This window comes from Algisphaera agarilytica, from assembly GCF_014207595.1.
Classification (GTDB): Bacteria; Planctomycetota; Phycisphaerae; order Phycisphaerales; family Phycisphaeraceae; genus Algisphaera; species Algisphaera agarilytica.
The window spans coordinates 1,061,063-1,077,230 of record NZ_JACHGY010000001.1 but is presented as its reverse complement, the minus strand read 5'-3'; the positions used below and the strand labels follow the sequence as shown (position 1 = coordinate 1,077,230).

The window sequence follows — 16,168 nt, the reverse complement described above, 5'->3', positions numbered from 1 at the left end:
GTTCCTCTAGTGGGGGTTGTGTAAAGCTATGCTGAAAGCAACTGAATTGTCAAAGGCCTAATCTATAGGCTATGCCGCGTAGCCGTCTTTCAATCTCAGAAGCTCGTCGAGTCGCCATCGTCGCTCAAGGCTTGAGTAAGCCTCCCGCTACCTCAACTCGGCCTGTCACGGCTCCTAAGATTAGCAATGTCGTCCGTCGGTTGGGGATAATACAGATCGACTCCGTGAATGTTCTGGCGCGTGCTCATTGCTTGACTTTGTACGCGCGAGTTGGTGCCTCCAAGCCCCAAGCTCTACATCAAGCCGCGTATTCGGGGAAAGATCGTCGATTGTTTGAGTATTGGGGACACGAGGCGTCTTTACTTCCTGTCGAGTCTTATCCGCTGTGGCGGTGGCGTATGGACGATGCTCGCGCGGGGGTAGGCATCTACAGCGGTCTCGTACGTTTCCGAAAAGACAATGCGAAGTTCATCGATTCGGTCTTGGCTGAGATCGAAATGAGGGGGCCACTATCGGCGGGGGAGCTGACGGAAGGGGGGCGTTCCCGCGGCTCTTGGTGTGGATGGTCTAAAGGGAAGCGAGCCATCGAATGGCTGTTCTGGGCGGGCCTTGTGAGTACCGCGACTCGACGCGGTACGTTTGAACGGGTCTACGACCTCACCGATAGAGTCTTGCCTAGGAATGTGACGCAAGCGCCTGCGCCGTCTCGCGAAGAGGCGCAACGTGAGCTACTTCGCGGAGCGCTCGACGCTTCCGGTGTGGCGACCGAAAAAGACCTCCGTGATTATCTGCGGCTGCCTCTGGCGGACACCCGTGCGCGTCTTGCCGAGCTGATCGAATCAGGTGACGCGGTCCCCGTCTCTGTCGAGGATTGGCCGGCCGCCTACACGGCACCGGGCTTGCGGGTTCCGCGACAGGTCGCTTCACGTGCTCTGCTCTGCCCGTTCGATTCGTTGATCTGGACTCGCGAACGCACGGAGCGACTCTTTGGGATGCGTTTCCGTTTAGAGATCTATGTTCCTGAGGCGAAACGGGTGCACGGGTATTACGTGCTACCGTTTTTGCTGGGCGAGACGCTTGTGGCTCGCGTGGACCTGAAGGCTGATCGCCAATCGGGTGTCCTTCAGGTCAAAGCGGCACATGTTGAAACGGTTGCCCCCGACGAGACCGCCGTCGAATTGGCCCAGGCGTTACGTGAGCTTGCCGATTGGTTGGGCCTTGCCGAGGTCGTGATCGGCCGGCGGGTGCGTTTGGCCAATGAGCTCCGGCGGGCCTGCCGTGCGCTTTGACGAGGCGATTTGATTTTTTTGAGATTCGCAGAATTGATGCTTGATCCAGTCGATCCCTGGCCTTAACTTGTGTCTTCCAACGAGGAAATACTCTATGCACACCCGCGAAACCTACATCTGGATGATCAAGCCGATCGCATTCGGCTTCATCGCCGGCATCAACGAGCCGGTCGCGGGTGATGTACTCCTCAACTACGGATAATTCCGAGTCTCTATCGAGGATCACGACCACACCCGCTTGTCCCCGAGCGGGTTGTTTTGTTGGTTGTTCGCCACGCGTATCCGTGGCCCGACAGCAAGCCGTTCGGAAAACCTCTTCCTGAACAATGCTTTCTTTTGGGCTATTTCTATGCGTTGGACTCACAAATACCTCATGCTTTGGCGGCAGATGGCGGGACAGCGGCTGCGCTACACCGCGGCGCTGGTCGCCTTGGCGTTTGCGATCGGGCTCACGTTTCTGGTGCCACTGGTCATCGGCATCACCATCGACCACGGCCTCGGTGGGGAGCCGATCAATGAGGCTTGGCTGGCCAAGATCATTTCAGCGGAAACGCTGCGCGACGGGCTTGGGTGGATCGGCCTGCTCATCGTTGGGCTGACGGTTTTTGCTTCATTTTTCATGTTTTTGGAAGGCGCCCTGGCCAACCAGGCGTCGGAGTCGATCGTGCGTCGGTTGCGCGATCGGCTGTTTGACCGGCTCCAACACCTGACCTGCGCGTACCACGACGAGGCCGAGGCCGGCGATCTCGTGCAAAGGTGCACTTCCGATGTCGACACGACGCGCGAGTTCCTCGCGACGCAGGTGGTTGAGGTCGTTCGGGCGCTGGCGAACTTGTTCATTGCGTTGCCCGTGTTGTTTTGGCTGGACTGGCGGCTCGCCCTGATTTCGACGTGTGTGCTGCCGATCCTCGTCGGCTTTGCGTTAGTGTTCTTCCGGGTGGTGCAGTTCACGTTCAAGAACATGGACGAGGCCGAGGGCGCTTTGACCGCCCGGCTGCAGGAAAACCTCACGAACATCCGCGTGGTCCGAGCGTTCGCCCGGCAGGCGTTTGAGCAAGAGAAGTTCGATAAGCGCAACGCCGACCACCGGGCCAAGCACTGGACGCTCTACCGGGTGTTTGCGGTGTATTGGTCGGTGTCGGACTTTCTGGTGTTTGTGCAGATGGGGCTGGCGTTGTTCGCAGGGGCGGCTTTTGTGGCCTCGGGGAAGATGCCGGTCGGCGAATTGGTGACGTTCTGGCTTTACGTGGGCTTGGTGGTTTGGCCGGCCCGGCAGATGGGGAGAACGCTGTCAGAGCTGGGCAAAGCATTGGTCGCGCTGCAGCGGATCGACGAGGTGCTCTCCGCTCCGGTGGAACTGGACGCGGCAGACTCTCCTGCTTCGCTGACCGATCGGCTGGCCGGCCGTATCACCCTGCGTGACGTCGTGTTCGGCCACCAGGATGACCAATCAGTCTTGGACGGCTTGTCGTTCGAGGTCGAACCAGGTCAGACGCTGGCGTTACTCGGTCCGTCGGGTAGCGGGAAGTCCACGATCGTGAACTTGCTACTTCGATTCTACGATCCCGACTCTGGAGTTATCGAGATTGACGGCTACGACCTTGGCCAGTTGCCCCGGAAGTACGTCCGTTCACAAATCGGAGCAGTGATGCAGGAGCCGTTCCTGTACACCAAATCGTTGCGCGACAACTTGAAGCTCGGCCAACATGAAGCGCCGGACGAAGACATGATCGACGTTGCGAATTGCGCGGCGGTGCATGACGCCATCGAGCGGTTCGACGAGGGCTACGACACAATGGTCGGCGAGCGAGGCGTCACGCTGTCCGGTGGCCAACGGCAGCGTGTTGCCATCGCACGGGCGTTGCTGCAGGACAAACCGGTCATTATCCTCGACGACGCCTTCTCGGCGGTGGACACAAAGACCGAAGCGATGATCGTGAACTTTTTGCGGCAGCGCCAGGGCCGAGCCACGACGATCCTGATCGCGCACCGGCTGTCCACGCTGATGCACGCCGATCGCATCCTGGTATTGGAACGTGGCCGGGTGATGCAGCAAGGCACCCACGATCAGCTCTTGCAGGCCGATGGCTTGTACCGCCGGCTCTGGCACATCCAGACGGCGCTCGAAGAGGACTTGAAACAAGAAATGACTGCCGTCTGATTTCATTGACGGCCGAAACGATAGGAACGATTCGATGTCTCATTCAACGTTTGCAGAAGACGAACACGCTGTACATACCCATTTCGATTGGGTGTTGTGGCGGAAGATCCTGATGTTTGGACGACCTTACCTGAAGCTGTTTGCGGCGCTGGCTGTAGTGGCGGTGCTGGTTGCAGCTTGTGAGGTCACGATGCCGTTGTTAGTAGGAGCCGTCATCGACCACGTGACCCAGCACGGCGTGGATTCCACGCTCTGGCCTTACGCTGCCGGTTTCGCGGTGTTGTCGGTGGTGTTCGCCGGTTTGATCTTCGGCTTTATTGCGCTGGCCGGGAAGCTGTCGATTGCGATCTGCTACGACATCCGCGAGGGGTCTTTCCGCCACCTCCAAGAGCTGCACTTCGGCTACTTCGACCAGCGCCCGGTGGGTTGGTTGATGGCCCGGCTGACGAGCGACTGCAACCTGCTGTCGCGGATCATGGGTTGGTCGTTGTTGGACGTGGTCTGGGGCGTGTGCATGCTGGCCGGCATCAGTGTGGCCATGCTTATCCTTAATTGGAAGCTAGCGTTGCTGGTCCTGGCGGTTGTGCCGCCGTTGGTGCTGGTCGCTCGGTGGTTCCAGTGGCGGCTGCTCGGTGCATCGCGCAAGGTCCGTAAGGCCAACTCCCACCTCACCGCCGGGTTCAACGAATCGATTCAGGGGGTGCGGACGACCAAGTCTCTGGTCCGTGAGGAACGCAACCTCGAGGAGTTCCAGCAGTTGACCGACGCGATGTACCTAGACTCGATGCGCAACGCGGTGTACACCGCGGCGTTCTGGCCGGTATTGCTGACGTTATGTTCTGCGGCTACAGGGGTCGTACTGTGGTACGGCGGGCTGAACGTGCTCGAGGGTACGCTCACCGTCGGTCAGCTGGTGATGTTCATCGGCCTGGCGACCCAGTTCTCCAACCCGATCCAGGAGATGTCGCGGACCGTGACCATGATCTTGAGTGCGCAGGCGTCCGCTGAGCGGATCCAGCAAGTCCTCGAAGTTGAGCCCGCGATTCAAGACTCCGAAGAAGTATCGCGGCGAATCGAGACGAACCTTGATGTGGACAGCGGCACGGCGGACGACGGCTTACGTTCCACCATTCGCGAGGTGAGCTTCCAAGACGTCGAGTTTGCCTACACCTCCGACGAGCCGATCCTCCGGGGCTGTTCACTCACGGCCAAGGCGGGCCAAACGATCGCTTTGGTCGGCCCCACCGGCGGCGGCAAGTCGACGATCGTCTCGCTGCTCTGCCGTTTCTACGAGCCGCAGCAAGGAGACATTCTGCTTGACGGCACCGAATACCGAGACCGTTCGCTGGCCTGGTATCAGTCTCAGCTCGGCATCGTGCTTCAGGTGCCGCAGCTGTTCAATGACACGATTCGCGAGAACATCCGCTACGGTAACCTCGACGCCAGCGACGAACAGGTGGTCGAGGCGGCTCAGTGGGTCAACGCTCACGGCTTCATCGAGGGGTTGGCCGAGGGCTACGGCACTAAGGTCGGCGAAGGCGGTAACCAGCTCTCGACCGGCCAGAAGCAGCTCATTGCGCTAGCTCGTGCGGTCTTGTCCGACCCGCAGGTGTTTGTCATGGACGAAGCTACATCGAGTGTTGATACCGAGACCGAAGGCCTGATCCAAGCTGCGCTCGACCGTGTAATGGAAGGCCGTATCGCGTTCGTGATCGCCCACCGTCTATCGACTATCAAGAATGCGGATCAGATCCTGTTTATCGATCAGGGCCAGATTGTCGAACAAGGGACACACCAAGAATTAATTGCTCGTCGTGAATGTTATTTTGAGCTGTATACGAATCAGTTCACCGAGGAGCATGAGGTGCAGGTGTTGCGGTCATGAGTTATCTATGTATTGCTAGCGAGAACCGGGGTTATGTTTACTTCGCTTATGGCCTGATCTTTGAAGATCAGACTAATATGCAGCATGTCGTTAGCGATCTGGTAAAACTCATCGATCGCCTACATTATGGAACAGGCCGCCTTAGAGCAACGCATCTAATTCACGACCGGGACACGAAGTTCACGGATACGTTTGGCGCATTGTTCGAGAATTCATCCGGTATCGACGTTGTGAAGTCGCCGGTAAGAGCGCCCAATGCCAACGCATATGCAGAGTCATGGATCTCAACCATCAAGCGAGAGTGCTTGGACTACTTCGCGTGCTTCAGCCTCAAGCATTCAGATTTCCTCGTGCAGACTTTCGGTGGGTTCTACAATGATCATCGGCCGCACCAAAGCCTAGGGAATCGAACGCTCGACGCGTCGGATATGCCATCATTGGGTCTAGCTCAAGAACAAGCGGTCGTTGGTAAGATCGGTTGTCGATCGGAATTGGGCGGTTTGCTCAAGCACTACTACCGGTCGGCCGCTTGAACTCACTTGCCGACCTCTTCTCCTCACATTTCAAGGATTAACCTGAATTGCCTGCGTGACGAGCCGATGTTGCGGCTTAATCCTGTATCCTTCCCTGAAGGATCATCACGAAATTCATGGATCGATCACAAGCTTCGGGTCATTCGGCGAGATTCATCGAGCACCTACAAATTGGAATAGACCGACCCAGTGCTGCGTCTCAGGATCGAATCCGTCAACTGTTATAATCCTTTACTCAGCGCTATCGATCTGCGGCGAAGCGAGTTCGGCAAAATCGCCGGGCAGGTCGTTCAGGTACAGCTTTAGTTCAGCTTTCATCTCGACCAACTGTTGGGCGTACTCCGGATTGCCGGCGAGGTTCACCTGTTCGTTGGGGTCCAACGCCAGGTTGTAGAGCTGGTCAGGCTCGTAGTATGCGGGGTACTTGCCGATAGACGCACGCTCCGCACTCCCACCACCAGGGACGATCTGGATGTGGCTGAACGGGGCACTGGGGTCGGTGGTCCACCCTTTGGAACCCCGCGCGGCCAAGTCGTTGTTGAACTTATCGAGGCGACGCTGACGCTCTTCGATCGTCATGTTGGCGATGTGCGTCGGGTAGCGTAACGCAAGGTACTTCCAATCACCCTTGCGGACGCCACGGGTGTAGCCCATCTCGAAGTAGAGCGATTCATGAATTTCATCGCTCTGGCCTTCCAGGACCGGCGCGAAGCTGCGGCCATCGAAGGCCGCCTCGTCGTAATCGACGCCGACCCAGTCCAGGATCGTCGGGGCGAAATCGATATTCGATACCATCGCGTGGTTGACGCCGCCGGAGGGGAATCCGCCCTTGCGCCACACGACGCTGGGGTTGTGTACGCCGCCCTGATAGACGGTGCCTTTGGCGGTCTGGCCGTGATCGTTGAAGAAGACGACAATGGTATTGTCGTCGAGGCTATGCGCTTCGAGACTATCCATCAACGCACCCACCGCGTCGTCCAGCCAGAGCATGTTGCCGACGTTATGCTCCGGGTTCAAGCCTGCCTCCGCAAGGCGTTGGGGGATCGTCTCCCGGGCGGGCTGCACGTCGAGCGGCTGGTCGAGGTAGCCCTCGGCGGTCGCGGCTGGGTTGGCGTTCCACGAACGCGGGCTGTCCGCTGGACCGTGGGGCAGCGTGGTCGCGAAGTAAAGGAAGAATGGGCGGTCGGCGTTCTGGTCGATGAAGTCCAGCCCCGCCTTGGTGATCCAGTCAACGTTATGCACCGCCAACGCCTCGATTCCGTTATGGTTGGGATTGTTATGGTACAAGCTCTCGGCGTAATCGAAGCCAGCCGTCTTGGCCGCGGCTTCAACAAGCTGCGCGTTCTTACGCAGGAGTTCGAGCACCTCGGGGTCGCGGGGGTTATCTTTCCACTTCGGCTTGTTGATGCCCATCACTTCGATCACATGGTTTTTCCCGACCATGCCGGTCACGTAGCCGGCACGCTGAAGCCGCCGAGGCAGCGTTTCCTGGCCGGACACGATGAAGGTGGTCCATTGAACCACGGTCTGGCCGTTGTCGCGCAGATGGTTCAGGAACCACTGACTCTGGGCGCGACTGGCGTACTCCCCGGTCAAGCAGTTGTAGCGGCTGGGGGTGCAGACGGGCGAGACCACGTGCTGGCCCATCATGACCGTGCCTTCCGCGGCCAGACGGTCAAGGTTGGGCGTGAGGTACCTGCCCTGGGCTTCCGGGAGGAAGTTAAACATTTTCGGCAGCATGTCATCAGTGATGATGAACACCACGTTGGGGGGGCGGTCTGCTTTCGGCTGTGCATGCGCTACGGGCGACGTGGTCAGCAGGCAACCAGTGGCTACCGCTAGCAGCAAACTATTTAGCCACGCGAAAATGGATCGGCGGTAGATGTACCGGCGAGTCGTTGTTTGTGCCACAGGTTGCATTCGGATGTCCTTTGTCGAAGGGGAATAGGGGTGAGAGATAAGTGAAGAAGAAACGAATACGAATTTTGATTTCACCAACACAACTAAAAATGCTCCGGCATGTCCAGGCAATTCGACTACAGCTATCTCCTACACCAAGGGCGCGCAATCGAAGTTTCGACGCTTGCAGATAAGCCATAATCACGATTGGTTCAAACATCCGCAGATCCGAAGAGAACTGCTTGTCGCTCCGGGTTGGTGCCTTACTTGATCGATTCAAACCAAACCAACCAGGGTGTCATCTGGTCCCCATAAGCACATCGCGGACAAATCGGCCAGATTGTGTAAGCTCACTTTCGTCCCACCCGCCTTGTGTCGATGCGTCTGGTTTCAAAGCCGCCGAGCTTTCCTGTTTATCGAACAGCGACCAGTTACACCAACTAATGCTGTGGGCACTGAGATAGTCCAGCCACACTTCAGACTCATCGATAAATACGCCATCGTCGCCGTTGGCCTTGCTGGTACCCCATTCGGTCACGAAGAGAGCCACGCCGGCCCGCATCGCTGCATCAGCACGCTCCCGTAGCTGCTCCCCATGAGAGCCGCTGTAGAAATGCAGCGTGTATGCCAAGTTGTGTCCTGTCACGGGATCATCGGCCGCGACGTCAACATGCTGCGACCAAAACGGTGTTCCGAGTACGATCAGGTTATCTGGATCATGGTGGCGAATAGCTTCGACCACACGCTCGTGATACGGCTTCACGACGGTAGCCCAGTCGTGATGTTCAAGCGGCTCGTTCCATGTTTCGTAAATTAGATTAGGGTGGTGGCCGTATTTCTGTGCGATCCCAGTAAAAAAGCCCACGGCGGCCTCAATTTCGGGCTTGTGCGCGTGCCAGTCGACGATTACGTAAACCCCCTCTTGAAGTGCAGCGTCCACGACACGTTCAATTTTTTCCATCTCGCGTTGGGGGTTCTCAAGATAACCGCCAAAGTGTACTCCCAAAGGAACGCGAATAATCTGGCACTTCCAGTCATCAACCAGCCAGGCGACCACCTCTGGTTTGAAGTACTCCCCTCCCCATTGACTGTGGAATAGCGACATCCCTCGAAGCACGACAACTTCACCATTCTTATCCACAATTTGATTCCCATGGATTCCTAAAGGGCCATGGACCGAAACGGGGGTTGCATCTCGGAGGGTTTCCTGAGCAACCACTCCGACACAACTCATGAGGAGGACACCAATCATTAGATATACAGCGTAAGTAGACATGCGTAAGTACCTTCGAGCAAATCGCCATTTCTTCACATACTGGTGATGAAGAATGTGTAGTCTCACAGTCTGAAACAGAACGATATAAAGGAGGAATTCTTAGTTGCGAACATTGGCGAGGATCCTTAATTAATTATTCGATGGTCGAATGCGACTGTAGGGTTTCCATCTGTCTCGATCGATTTTTGTGTTTTGGTGTAGGAAAGTCGGATAACGGCCTGGTGTCCCACCCACGACTTGTAGACTCACTTCCGATCAACGGGCCGGGGTACTTATATAGGGGCTCAACCTGCCGATTCAGAAACGGTTGTTTATATACACGAGAACACACCGATATAAATTGCAGTAAATCGCTCCATTTCAGCCCGATGAAGATATAGCCCATTGACCATAGTGCTGATGAACTTCATCTAAATTGCCTCCATTACTATTGATGAGGTCACGGTAGAACCAGAACGAGTCTTTGGGGATGCGCTGTTGGGTCTGGAAGTCGACATAAACAATCCCAAAGCGCTTCTGATATCCTTCGGCCCACTCAAAATTATCCATCAAAGACCAATGAAAATAGCCCCGGCAATCTACCCCCTCAGCGATAGCCTCCTGCAGAGGTAAGAGGTGCTGGGCCATAAAATCAATCCTCGGCGTATCGTGGACTCCGCCGTACAGTGATACCCAATCCGTTCCCGCAAGACCATTTTCGGTGATGTAGATGGGTAGCCCATAGCGACGAAACGCATGCCGCGCGCCCCAAGCCAGACACGATGGGGTCACGGGCCACCCGATCGCAGTTTGCCCATGGCCCAGGGCGTGCGGCACTTCGATCGGCTTGCCGTCTTCGCCGGCCCGTATCGTTTTTCCGTTGTAGATGTTCATCCCCAGGAAATCGAGGGGCTGTTTAATAAGCGACAAATCATCTTCGTAGCCCCTGGGCATGGCGTGGCCGTATTTGTCATCGAACCCTTCGGGGTATCGCCCCAGGACCGTAGGCTCGGTCGTCCACAGATACGAAAAGAAGTTCGGATCAGCGGAGAAGTCAAGCTTGAATGTCCAATTGTACGCTGCGTCGATGTCTTCTTGGCGACTAGTGCTTGGGATGCCAAGCACGCCGGTGGGGGCACACCCGATCTGTGGCGGGAGGGTGCATTTCTCGCGAAGGAGCTGGACCGATCGCCCGTGGGCCATCAGCGCATGGTGTTGAGCCACAAAGACTTCTTCATCGGGGAGTTTGAGCCCCGGTGCGTGGACCCCGCTGCTCAAGCCCAGACCGATGAAACAGGCTAGCTCGTTGAGCGTCATCCAGTGCTGAACACGGTCGCCGTAGCGGTCAGCAATGATTTCGGTGTATTGGGCGAACCAATCCACCATAGCGGGGTTGCTAAAGCCGCCTTGCCGCTGCAGGTCCGATGGCAAGTCCCAGTGAAACAGCGTGACCCAAGGCTGTATATTCTGATTCAGAAGCCGGTCGATGAGCCGGTCGTAAAACTCTAGCCCCTCTTTGTTGACAGCACCCGTGCCGGACGGGAGCAGACGCGGCCAGGAGATAGACAGCCGATAGGCTTGCGCACCGAGGTCCGAGATGAGGTCGACGTCCGCTTCGTAGTGTTTTACGTGTTCACAAGCCGATTCTCCGCTATGCCCCGACACCACTTTGCCCGGCCACCGCGCAAAGCTATCCCAGATGCTACGCCCTCTGCCCGCGCTATCGCCTTCAATCTGGTAAGAAGACGCGGCGACACCCCATACAAAATCATCAGGAAATTCGATGCTCATCGGTTTATAGCCTTCAACGATTCAAAGCCGTACAGCGCACCCAGCAATATCTGATACTCGCAATACCTTAAAAAACACTTCTTACTATAGAGACGGGTACCTCGCGTCTAAACCGCGCGCATAAACCTCACGTCCAGATTGACGCAACCTTTCGAGATAACCGCTAAAGCTGTCCGTTCGTCGTCCGCCCTCGTAAGCACGGGCATGGAAAGGCCCACCCTCATGTAAAACCGTGTACATGGGGTCGGTGACGTCTGATCCCGCTGATACATTGGATGCCATCGCCTCGTCATGCCAATTCAAGAGCCGCCAGGTCGCTTCCTTGAGAACCTGCGGATATAGCCTGGCGACATCGCGCTGCTCGTGTGGATCTTGGGCAAGATCAAACAGCATGTGTTTCGAGAAAGGATGAAAGCCGTCGTGGTAGGTCCTCATGTACAGCCATTGATATTTGCCATAATTAAAACGCACCGAGCGCTGGCACACGTGAGCGCACTGGGACAGGACCAATTCGTTACGTCCGCGATCACAATCACCCACTATGGAAGTGGCAAAGCTCTGGCCGTCCCAGGCTTCGGGCGCTTTCAGATTCGAAGAATCGGCATCTAAGAGATCTAGACACGTGGGAGCCCAGTCGAGGTGATAATGCAACGCCTCTCGACAAACACCCGACCGGGCACCGGGCCATTTGACGATGAACGGTATATGGCAGGTACCGTGGTCTGCCGTACCGTGCTCGCCGTATATGCCGAGATCGCCCTGGTTTTCGCCGTGGTCAGCAGAGATGATAATCGCGGTATCTTCGTAAACGCCCTGCTTCTTAAGCAGTTCGCAGATTTTCGCTAACGCATCATCAACGTAACGTATGGCCACATCGTAGCCATCGATCCACTGCTCCAAAGACGACCAGTCGAGGATGCGTACTGGCATCCGTGGGAAAGACGCCGAGTCGGCGTCTTGGTACATATCCAAGTCTTGCGCGGAATGCGGTCCTCCGCGTTTCACGTGTTCTGCTATCACCTCGTCGGTGTACCAATCCGCTAGCGGAGTATCTTTAAACGGATTTCCATAATCCAACGGCGTGCGGTAGGGCGTGTGGATGTCCCAGTAGTTCAGGTGGAGGTACCAGTTATCTTCGCCTTGCTGATCTTGGAGCCAACGCTCAACCACCGGTTGAACTCTCGCTACGGATTCCCCGCCTCCTTGGCCGGTGTTATATATCTCGTGGAAGCCTGCATAGAAATGGTGCGCCGCATGACGCTGACCGAACGGGGAGATCATCGCGGTGTGGTAGCCGAGCTTCTGCAATTGACGCGGAAAGCTGTCTTCTTCCAGGTCTGAGCGAAAATTTCGGGAAACACCCTGGCGCTTGGGGTCGGCAGCGGTGCCCCCATGACCGACCACTCCGGTCTTGATCCCAAAGCGGCTTTGGTAAAAAGCCGTTCGCGAAGGTAGGCAAGGGGCGTCGGAGCAATACACGTTGTTAAAAACAATTCCGCCTTGAGCAATCTGATCAACCGTCGGCGACGTTGCTCGGTGATACCCGTAGCAACCGAGATGGCTGGGATTCAACGCGTCTAAATCAATGTAAAGAATACGCACAGGAAAATTTACTCAACTACAGCCCTTAACCCTCACCTCTCGCACCGCATCTTTAACTTCAAACTAAATGCAGCCATCTTAAAAAACTCGACGCAAATTAGCGGGGCTGCATTATGCCGGCCAAAGGCTTCAATCGTTTGTTGACGATCTATTATTTGCCAAACACGACTTCTACACCACCCAGGCCCATACAAAAAGAGTTAAGGAAGGACTGGAGTCCCTCGGCCACGAAATGTCAGCGAACAGTTCGATTGGTCATTGGAAACAACGGAGGGGTCATCTGCCCCTTCCTGATAAATATTGTCAGAGGGATTGGTCACCATGTTGTATCGTGTATTTTCGATGACCGCGGAAGGGCTATAAATCACGTGTCCATCGTTAAAAGTCAAAGACCCACCCCATTCGCCCGCATCGTCTGTCCACAGACTTTGAAATGTGTCTGGGTTGTCACGAGCAAACGTGGGGGTAATTATGAGACGGTCACCTAAAATAATGGTTTGCGATCCAAGGTTTGTATCGCTCCACTCCAGGAAGCGATCTCCATTGGGAGCATTCGCGCCGTTAGCAATGGTGTTGAGTGCATAAGAAGCTATATACCGGTCGCCAAAGAAATCGTTGTAATTGGTTATCGTAGAATCCCATAAATCAATTCGAGAATCGGTTTCTGCGGGGGATATCGCATACTCCGAAGTGAATAGGTTGTTTTCAAGCATGATGGCGAAGCGAGCCCCGTTATGTGTGCCCGCCGCCAAACCACCACCGCTGTAAGTATCGATATCCGCGCTACTGGTAAATGCCGTAGTGCCACTTGCTCTCGGGTCGGATACACCAGGATAAAAGCCCATATTCGATTGCGCAAAAGTCACCATCCCCTGATGTATCCCCCGGACCTGTGTCGAGTTTTTTAACTGACGTGCAGTCTCACGAGCGGCCCCGAGTGCAGGAAGCAAAATGCCGATTAGCAAAGCGATGATCGAGATCACCACGAGAAGTTCGATTAGAGTAAATGCTTTTATTTTACGCATTATGGGAGACCTTGTCTGTTTCTATTTAATTCATGAAACCTATTGCAATATGCATCGAAGCTACACACTGGCCAGATGAACCAAGCGTTCTGTCTAAAATCAACCTCAGGCGGTAACCTAAGGCCGATTGATTCAGAGCCCAGAGCGATACGATCCGAGCACTAGCAAATTTCCCGCAGAATCAGCGGCCGCCTCTCCGCTTAGATCGACACAACAAAGCTACTCCCCCTAAGCCCATCAGCGCCAAACTGCCCGGCTCAGGCACGTTGGTCAGACGAATGTTGTCAAAATATATCGTCGAACTACCCGAACCCTCATGGTTGTGGCTCAGAATAATCTCAGCGAAAGGAGAGCTGCCCAGAGAGCCCGAGGTAACTCCGGGGAATGCACTCAAGGGGACTTCGATTGTCGAGGTAAGATCAACACCCGTTCCATCGGGGCCAAAGTACCCCAAATTCTGAAGGGCCGCTTCGTTACCAGGAATCTGCGAAAAGTTACCGTCGATGTTCAGAACGACGTTGAACTGAAAGAAATTGATATCAGTAAAACTTCCGGGCGCCGACGAGATGTCAAACAACAGACTACCGCCGTTATCAAAGGATTCAAGCAGCGCTGCACGGGAACCAGCATCCGTAATGCCAAACAAAAAACCAAAGAAGGAGTCACCCACATCCCGGGTGACCGCCAGCGCCTGCGTACCCGATGTGGCGCCAGTAGTTCCAATTACCCCACTATACGGCTGAGGCGCACCATTGGGGCCAAAGGTGTTTACATCGGTACCTTCGAAGTCGTAGAGGACGAACTCTTGGGCTACTGCAGTAGCACTCAGCCCCATCAGCCCACATACCGCTGCGACCCGCAAGGAGCCGAACCACCGCTTCGAATCAAATTTTGCACAAAAAGACATAGTGCCTCCTAATTCATAGAAAATGACATGAAAGAAACAGGGACGGGACGTCGCCCGCACGAACAATAAACGAAAACGGTTGTATTTGCAACCGATTGCATTTATTATTTTGAAAGATTAGTTTGTTTGGACGCCATTAGGGCTTAGAAGTAAGGTTTATGTATGACAAGGACAACCATAGATCAGATCGCCAAGCAAGCAGGCGTCTCGGCGGGGACGGTTTCACGCATCCTGAACGGGAAAAACAAAGAAAATCGCCCCGCGATCGCCGCTCGAAGTGCCCGGATACGGCAACTAGCAGCGGAGCTGGGGTATCGGCCCAACGCGGCGGCTCGCTCGATGAGTCGGGGGCGATTTGGTGTGATGACTTTCGTGACTTGTGGCGAGATGGGCTTCGATTGGTTTTCGCGTCGCTTGTTGTGGGGGGTACACAGACAACTCGAGGATCAGGGGGAAAGCTTGGTCGTCAGCGAACTGGATGCGGACAAGTTTAGCGATCCGGAGTTCGTGCCCAGACTATTTCAAGAATCAGCGACGGACGGGATCGTGCTCAACCACGACCCCAAGCTCGATGATCAGGTGGTCGGCTTTTTTATGTCGCAGCCTGTTCCCGGCGTCTTGGTCAATCGGAAGTCCGATACCAACAGCATCTATCCAGATGAGATAGGAGGTGCGCGGGCAGCTACAAACCATTTGTTGCAGCAAGGGCGCAAGCATATAGGTTATTTTCGATTAACCTGTGACGATGGCAATGAATCACACTATTCGGTGTCGGATCGATATCAGGGATATCTCGATGCGATGCGCGATGCGGGGCTGCCTAGTAATCGATGCGTGCTCGGAGATCAGAGATTTCGACAAGGTCAAGATATAAATGGCGTCGATCAAGCTGAAGCTTATTTGAACCTCTACCCCGATGTGAACGGCGTGGTCTGTTACGAGCTGGCCGATGCGGTCGCGTTGTATGCGGCGGCTATGCGGAAAAATCTTTCTATACCCGACGAATTCCGCATCATAGTTTTCGCTGATTCTCTCGCCTACACCACTGTCAACCTGCCCATCGATACGATCCTCATTCCCTTTGATGCGGTGGGCATGGCTGCGGTAGAGATGGTCCGCGCCATAGGGGACGAAAGCTCAATGCATCCCCCATCGAAGTCGATCGCTTACCAACAGCTTTTTGACGCCAAAACGCGCCATGTCGAGTCAATCTAATCCCTTTTCGAATTCTAATCACATCGTAATAATAGGAATAGGAAGCTCCATGTGCTTAATATGCCATTCGTTTTCACGTCGGTTCAAACGATTGGTTTAGAGCTTTATGGATTCTCAGTCCAGAATATGCTCATACCGTGTGATAATGTCCTTGATGGCTTTGTTGCTGCTCCTGACGGCAACGCAGTCTGTTGACGCGTAAGAGGCAGTTCGCTCACAGCCAAACTTTATCTTCATCATTACGGACGACATGTTGCCACACATGTTTAATTTTCTGCAAGCGTGCCAAGGCAAAGTGTTGACTCTCAACTGGTCGACCTCGAGCATCCCCAGCTCCGCTTTCCAGCGATGGTAGCTCTGCTCACTGATCTGGTGTTCTCAGCAGACATCGGCGATCGCCATGCCGGCACGTTGGCCTTCACGGACGATCCGGATCTTCTGCTCGGTGGTGTATCGTTTGCCTTTCATTTTCTGGCCCTTTCATGTGGACCAGATTATAGATTCAGGTGATGCAGTTTTCGTAACCTCTACCAGAAATTATCAGGTGCCTACATATTGGAATAGACCTGGATATGTTTAGCTTGATAGGTCGTCGTTCGAGTGATG

General features: G+C 55.1%; 12 protein-coding genes. 5 read left to right on the top strand and 7 right to left on the bottom strand.

Annotation, left to right across the window (positions count from 1 at the left end):
* The first annotated feature begins 71 nt into the window (after positions 1 to 71).
* The 4 genes from HNQ40_RS04660 (at position 72) to HNQ40_RS04645 (ending at position 5,868) form a co-directional block, all read left to right on the top strand.
* Positions 72 to 1,289 (top strand): winged helix-turn-helix domain-containing protein, encoded by a 1,218-nt coding sequence (locus tag HNQ40_RS04660; protein WP_184676716.1) that lies wholly within the window; start codon positions 72 to 74, stop codon positions 1,287 to 1,289.
* A 349-nt stretch (positions 1,290 to 1,638) separates the two neighbouring features.
* Positions 1,639 to 3,450 (top strand): ABC transporter ATP-binding protein, encoded by a 1,812-nt coding sequence (locus HNQ40_RS04655; protein WP_221435378.1) that lies wholly within the window; start codon positions 1,639 to 1,641, stop codon positions 3,448 to 3,450.
* Positions 3,451 to 3,562: 112 nt separating this feature from the next.
* Entirely contained in the window at positions 3,563 to 5,335 is a 1,773-nt protein-coding gene (locus HNQ40_RS04650; protein WP_221435377.1) for an ABC transporter ATP-binding protein, read from the top strand.
* A complete protein-coding gene (locus tag HNQ40_RS04645) occupies positions 5,332 to 5,868 on the top strand; it encodes an integrase core domain-containing protein (protein ID WP_184676714.1) in 537 nt (178 codons plus the stop codon). The genes HNQ40_RS04650 and HNQ40_RS04645 overlap by 4 nt, the downstream gene beginning before the upstream one ends.
* 231 nt (positions 5,869 to 6,099) lie before the next feature.
* Here the strand turns inward: HNQ40_RS04645 and HNQ40_RS04640 are convergent, their stop codons facing one another.
* The 6 genes from HNQ40_RS04640 to HNQ40_RS04615 form a co-directional block, all read right to left on the bottom strand.
* Entirely contained in the window at positions 6,100 to 7,629 is a 1,530-nt protein-coding gene (locus tag HNQ40_RS04640) for a sulfatase family protein (RefSeq protein ID WP_390675677.1), read from the bottom strand.
* A 436-nt stretch (positions 7,630 to 8,065) separates the two neighbouring features.
* Entirely contained in the window at positions 8,066 to 9,043 is a 978-nt protein-coding gene (locus HNQ40_RS04635) for a glycoside hydrolase family 5 protein (protein WP_184676712.1), read from the bottom strand.
* Between the two features lie 360 nt (positions 9,044 to 9,403).
* Positions 9,404 to 10,813 (bottom strand): GH1 family beta-glucosidase, encoded by a 1,410-nt coding sequence (locus HNQ40_RS04630; protein ID WP_221435375.1) that lies wholly within the window; start codon positions 10,811 to 10,813, stop codon positions 9,404 to 9,406.
* An 84-nt stretch (positions 10,814 to 10,897) separates the two neighbouring features.
* Positions 10,898 to 12,415 (bottom strand): sulfatase, encoded by a 1,518-nt coding sequence (locus HNQ40_RS04625; RefSeq protein WP_184676711.1) that lies wholly within the window; start codon positions 12,413 to 12,415, stop codon positions 10,898 to 10,900.
* Between the two features lie 200 nt (positions 12,416 to 12,615).
* On the bottom strand, positions 12,616 to 13,440 hold the full coding sequence (locus HNQ40_RS18220; RefSeq protein ID WP_246402770.1) for a type II secretion system protein: 825 nt from the start codon (positions 13,438 to 13,440) through the stop codon (positions 12,616 to 12,618).
* 181 nt (positions 13,441 to 13,621) lie between these two features.
* Positions 13,622 to 14,347, bottom strand: coding sequence for a PEP-CTERM sorting domain-containing protein (locus HNQ40_RS04615; protein ID WP_184676710.1), 726 nt, complete (start codon positions 14,345 to 14,347; stop codon positions 13,622 to 13,624).
* Positions 14,348 to 14,509: 162 nt separating this feature from the next.
* Here HNQ40_RS04615 and HNQ40_RS04610 point away from each other — a divergent pair, with 162 nt between their 5' ends.
* Positions 14,510 to 15,562, top strand: coding sequence for a LacI family DNA-binding transcriptional regulator (locus HNQ40_RS04610; protein WP_184676709.1), 1,053 nt, complete (start codon positions 14,510 to 14,512; stop codon positions 15,560 to 15,562).
* 378 nt (positions 15,563 to 15,940) lie between these two features.
* Here the strand turns inward: HNQ40_RS04610 and HNQ40_RS04605 are convergent, their stop codons facing one another.
* Positions 15,941 to 16,030 carry a transposase gene (locus tag HNQ40_RS04605; protein WP_184676708.1) on the bottom strand — a complete coding sequence of 30 codons (90 nt, stop codon included), beginning with the start codon at positions 16,028 to 16,030 and terminating at the stop codon, positions 15,941 to 15,943.
* Between the last annotated feature and the right edge of the window lie 138 nt (positions 16,031 to 16,168).

Coding starts and splice junctions, on each gene's coding strand:
- HNQ40_RS04660 (WP_184676716.1), top strand. CDS start 72: ATGCCGCGTAGCCGTCTTTCAATCTCAGAAGCTCGTCGAGTCGCCATC.
- HNQ40_RS04655 (WP_221435378.1), top strand. CDS start 1,639: ATGCGTTGGACTCACAAATACCTCATGCTTTGGCGGCAGATGGCGGGA.
- HNQ40_RS04650 (WP_221435377.1), top strand. CDS start 3,563: ATGTTTGGACGACCTTACCTGAAGCTGTTTGCGGCGCTGGCTGTAGTG.
- HNQ40_RS04645 (WP_184676714.1), top strand. CDS start 5,332: ATGAGTTATCTATGTATTGCTAGCGAGAACCGGGGTTATGTTTACTTC.
- HNQ40_RS04635 (WP_184676712.1), bottom strand. CDS start 9,043: ATGTCTACTTACGCTGTATATCTAATGATTGGTGTCCTCCTCATGAGT.
- HNQ40_RS04630 (WP_221435375.1), bottom strand. CDS start 10,813: ATGAGCATCGAATTTCCTGATGATTTTGTATGGGGTGTCGCCGCGTCT.
- HNQ40_RS18220 (WP_246402770.1), bottom strand. CDS start 13,440: ATGCGTAAAATAAAAGCATTTACTCTAATCGAACTTCTCGTGGTGATC.
- HNQ40_RS04615 (WP_184676710.1), bottom strand. CDS start 14,347: ATGTCTTTTTGTGCAAAATTTGATTCGAAGCGGTGGTTCGGCTCCTTG.
- HNQ40_RS04610 (WP_184676709.1), top strand. CDS start 14,510: ATGACAAGGACAACCATAGATCAGATCGCCAAGCAAGCAGGCGTCTCG.
- HNQ40_RS04605 (WP_184676708.1), bottom strand. CDS start 16,030: ATGAAAGGCAAACGATACACCACCGAGCAGAAGATCCGGATCGTCCGT.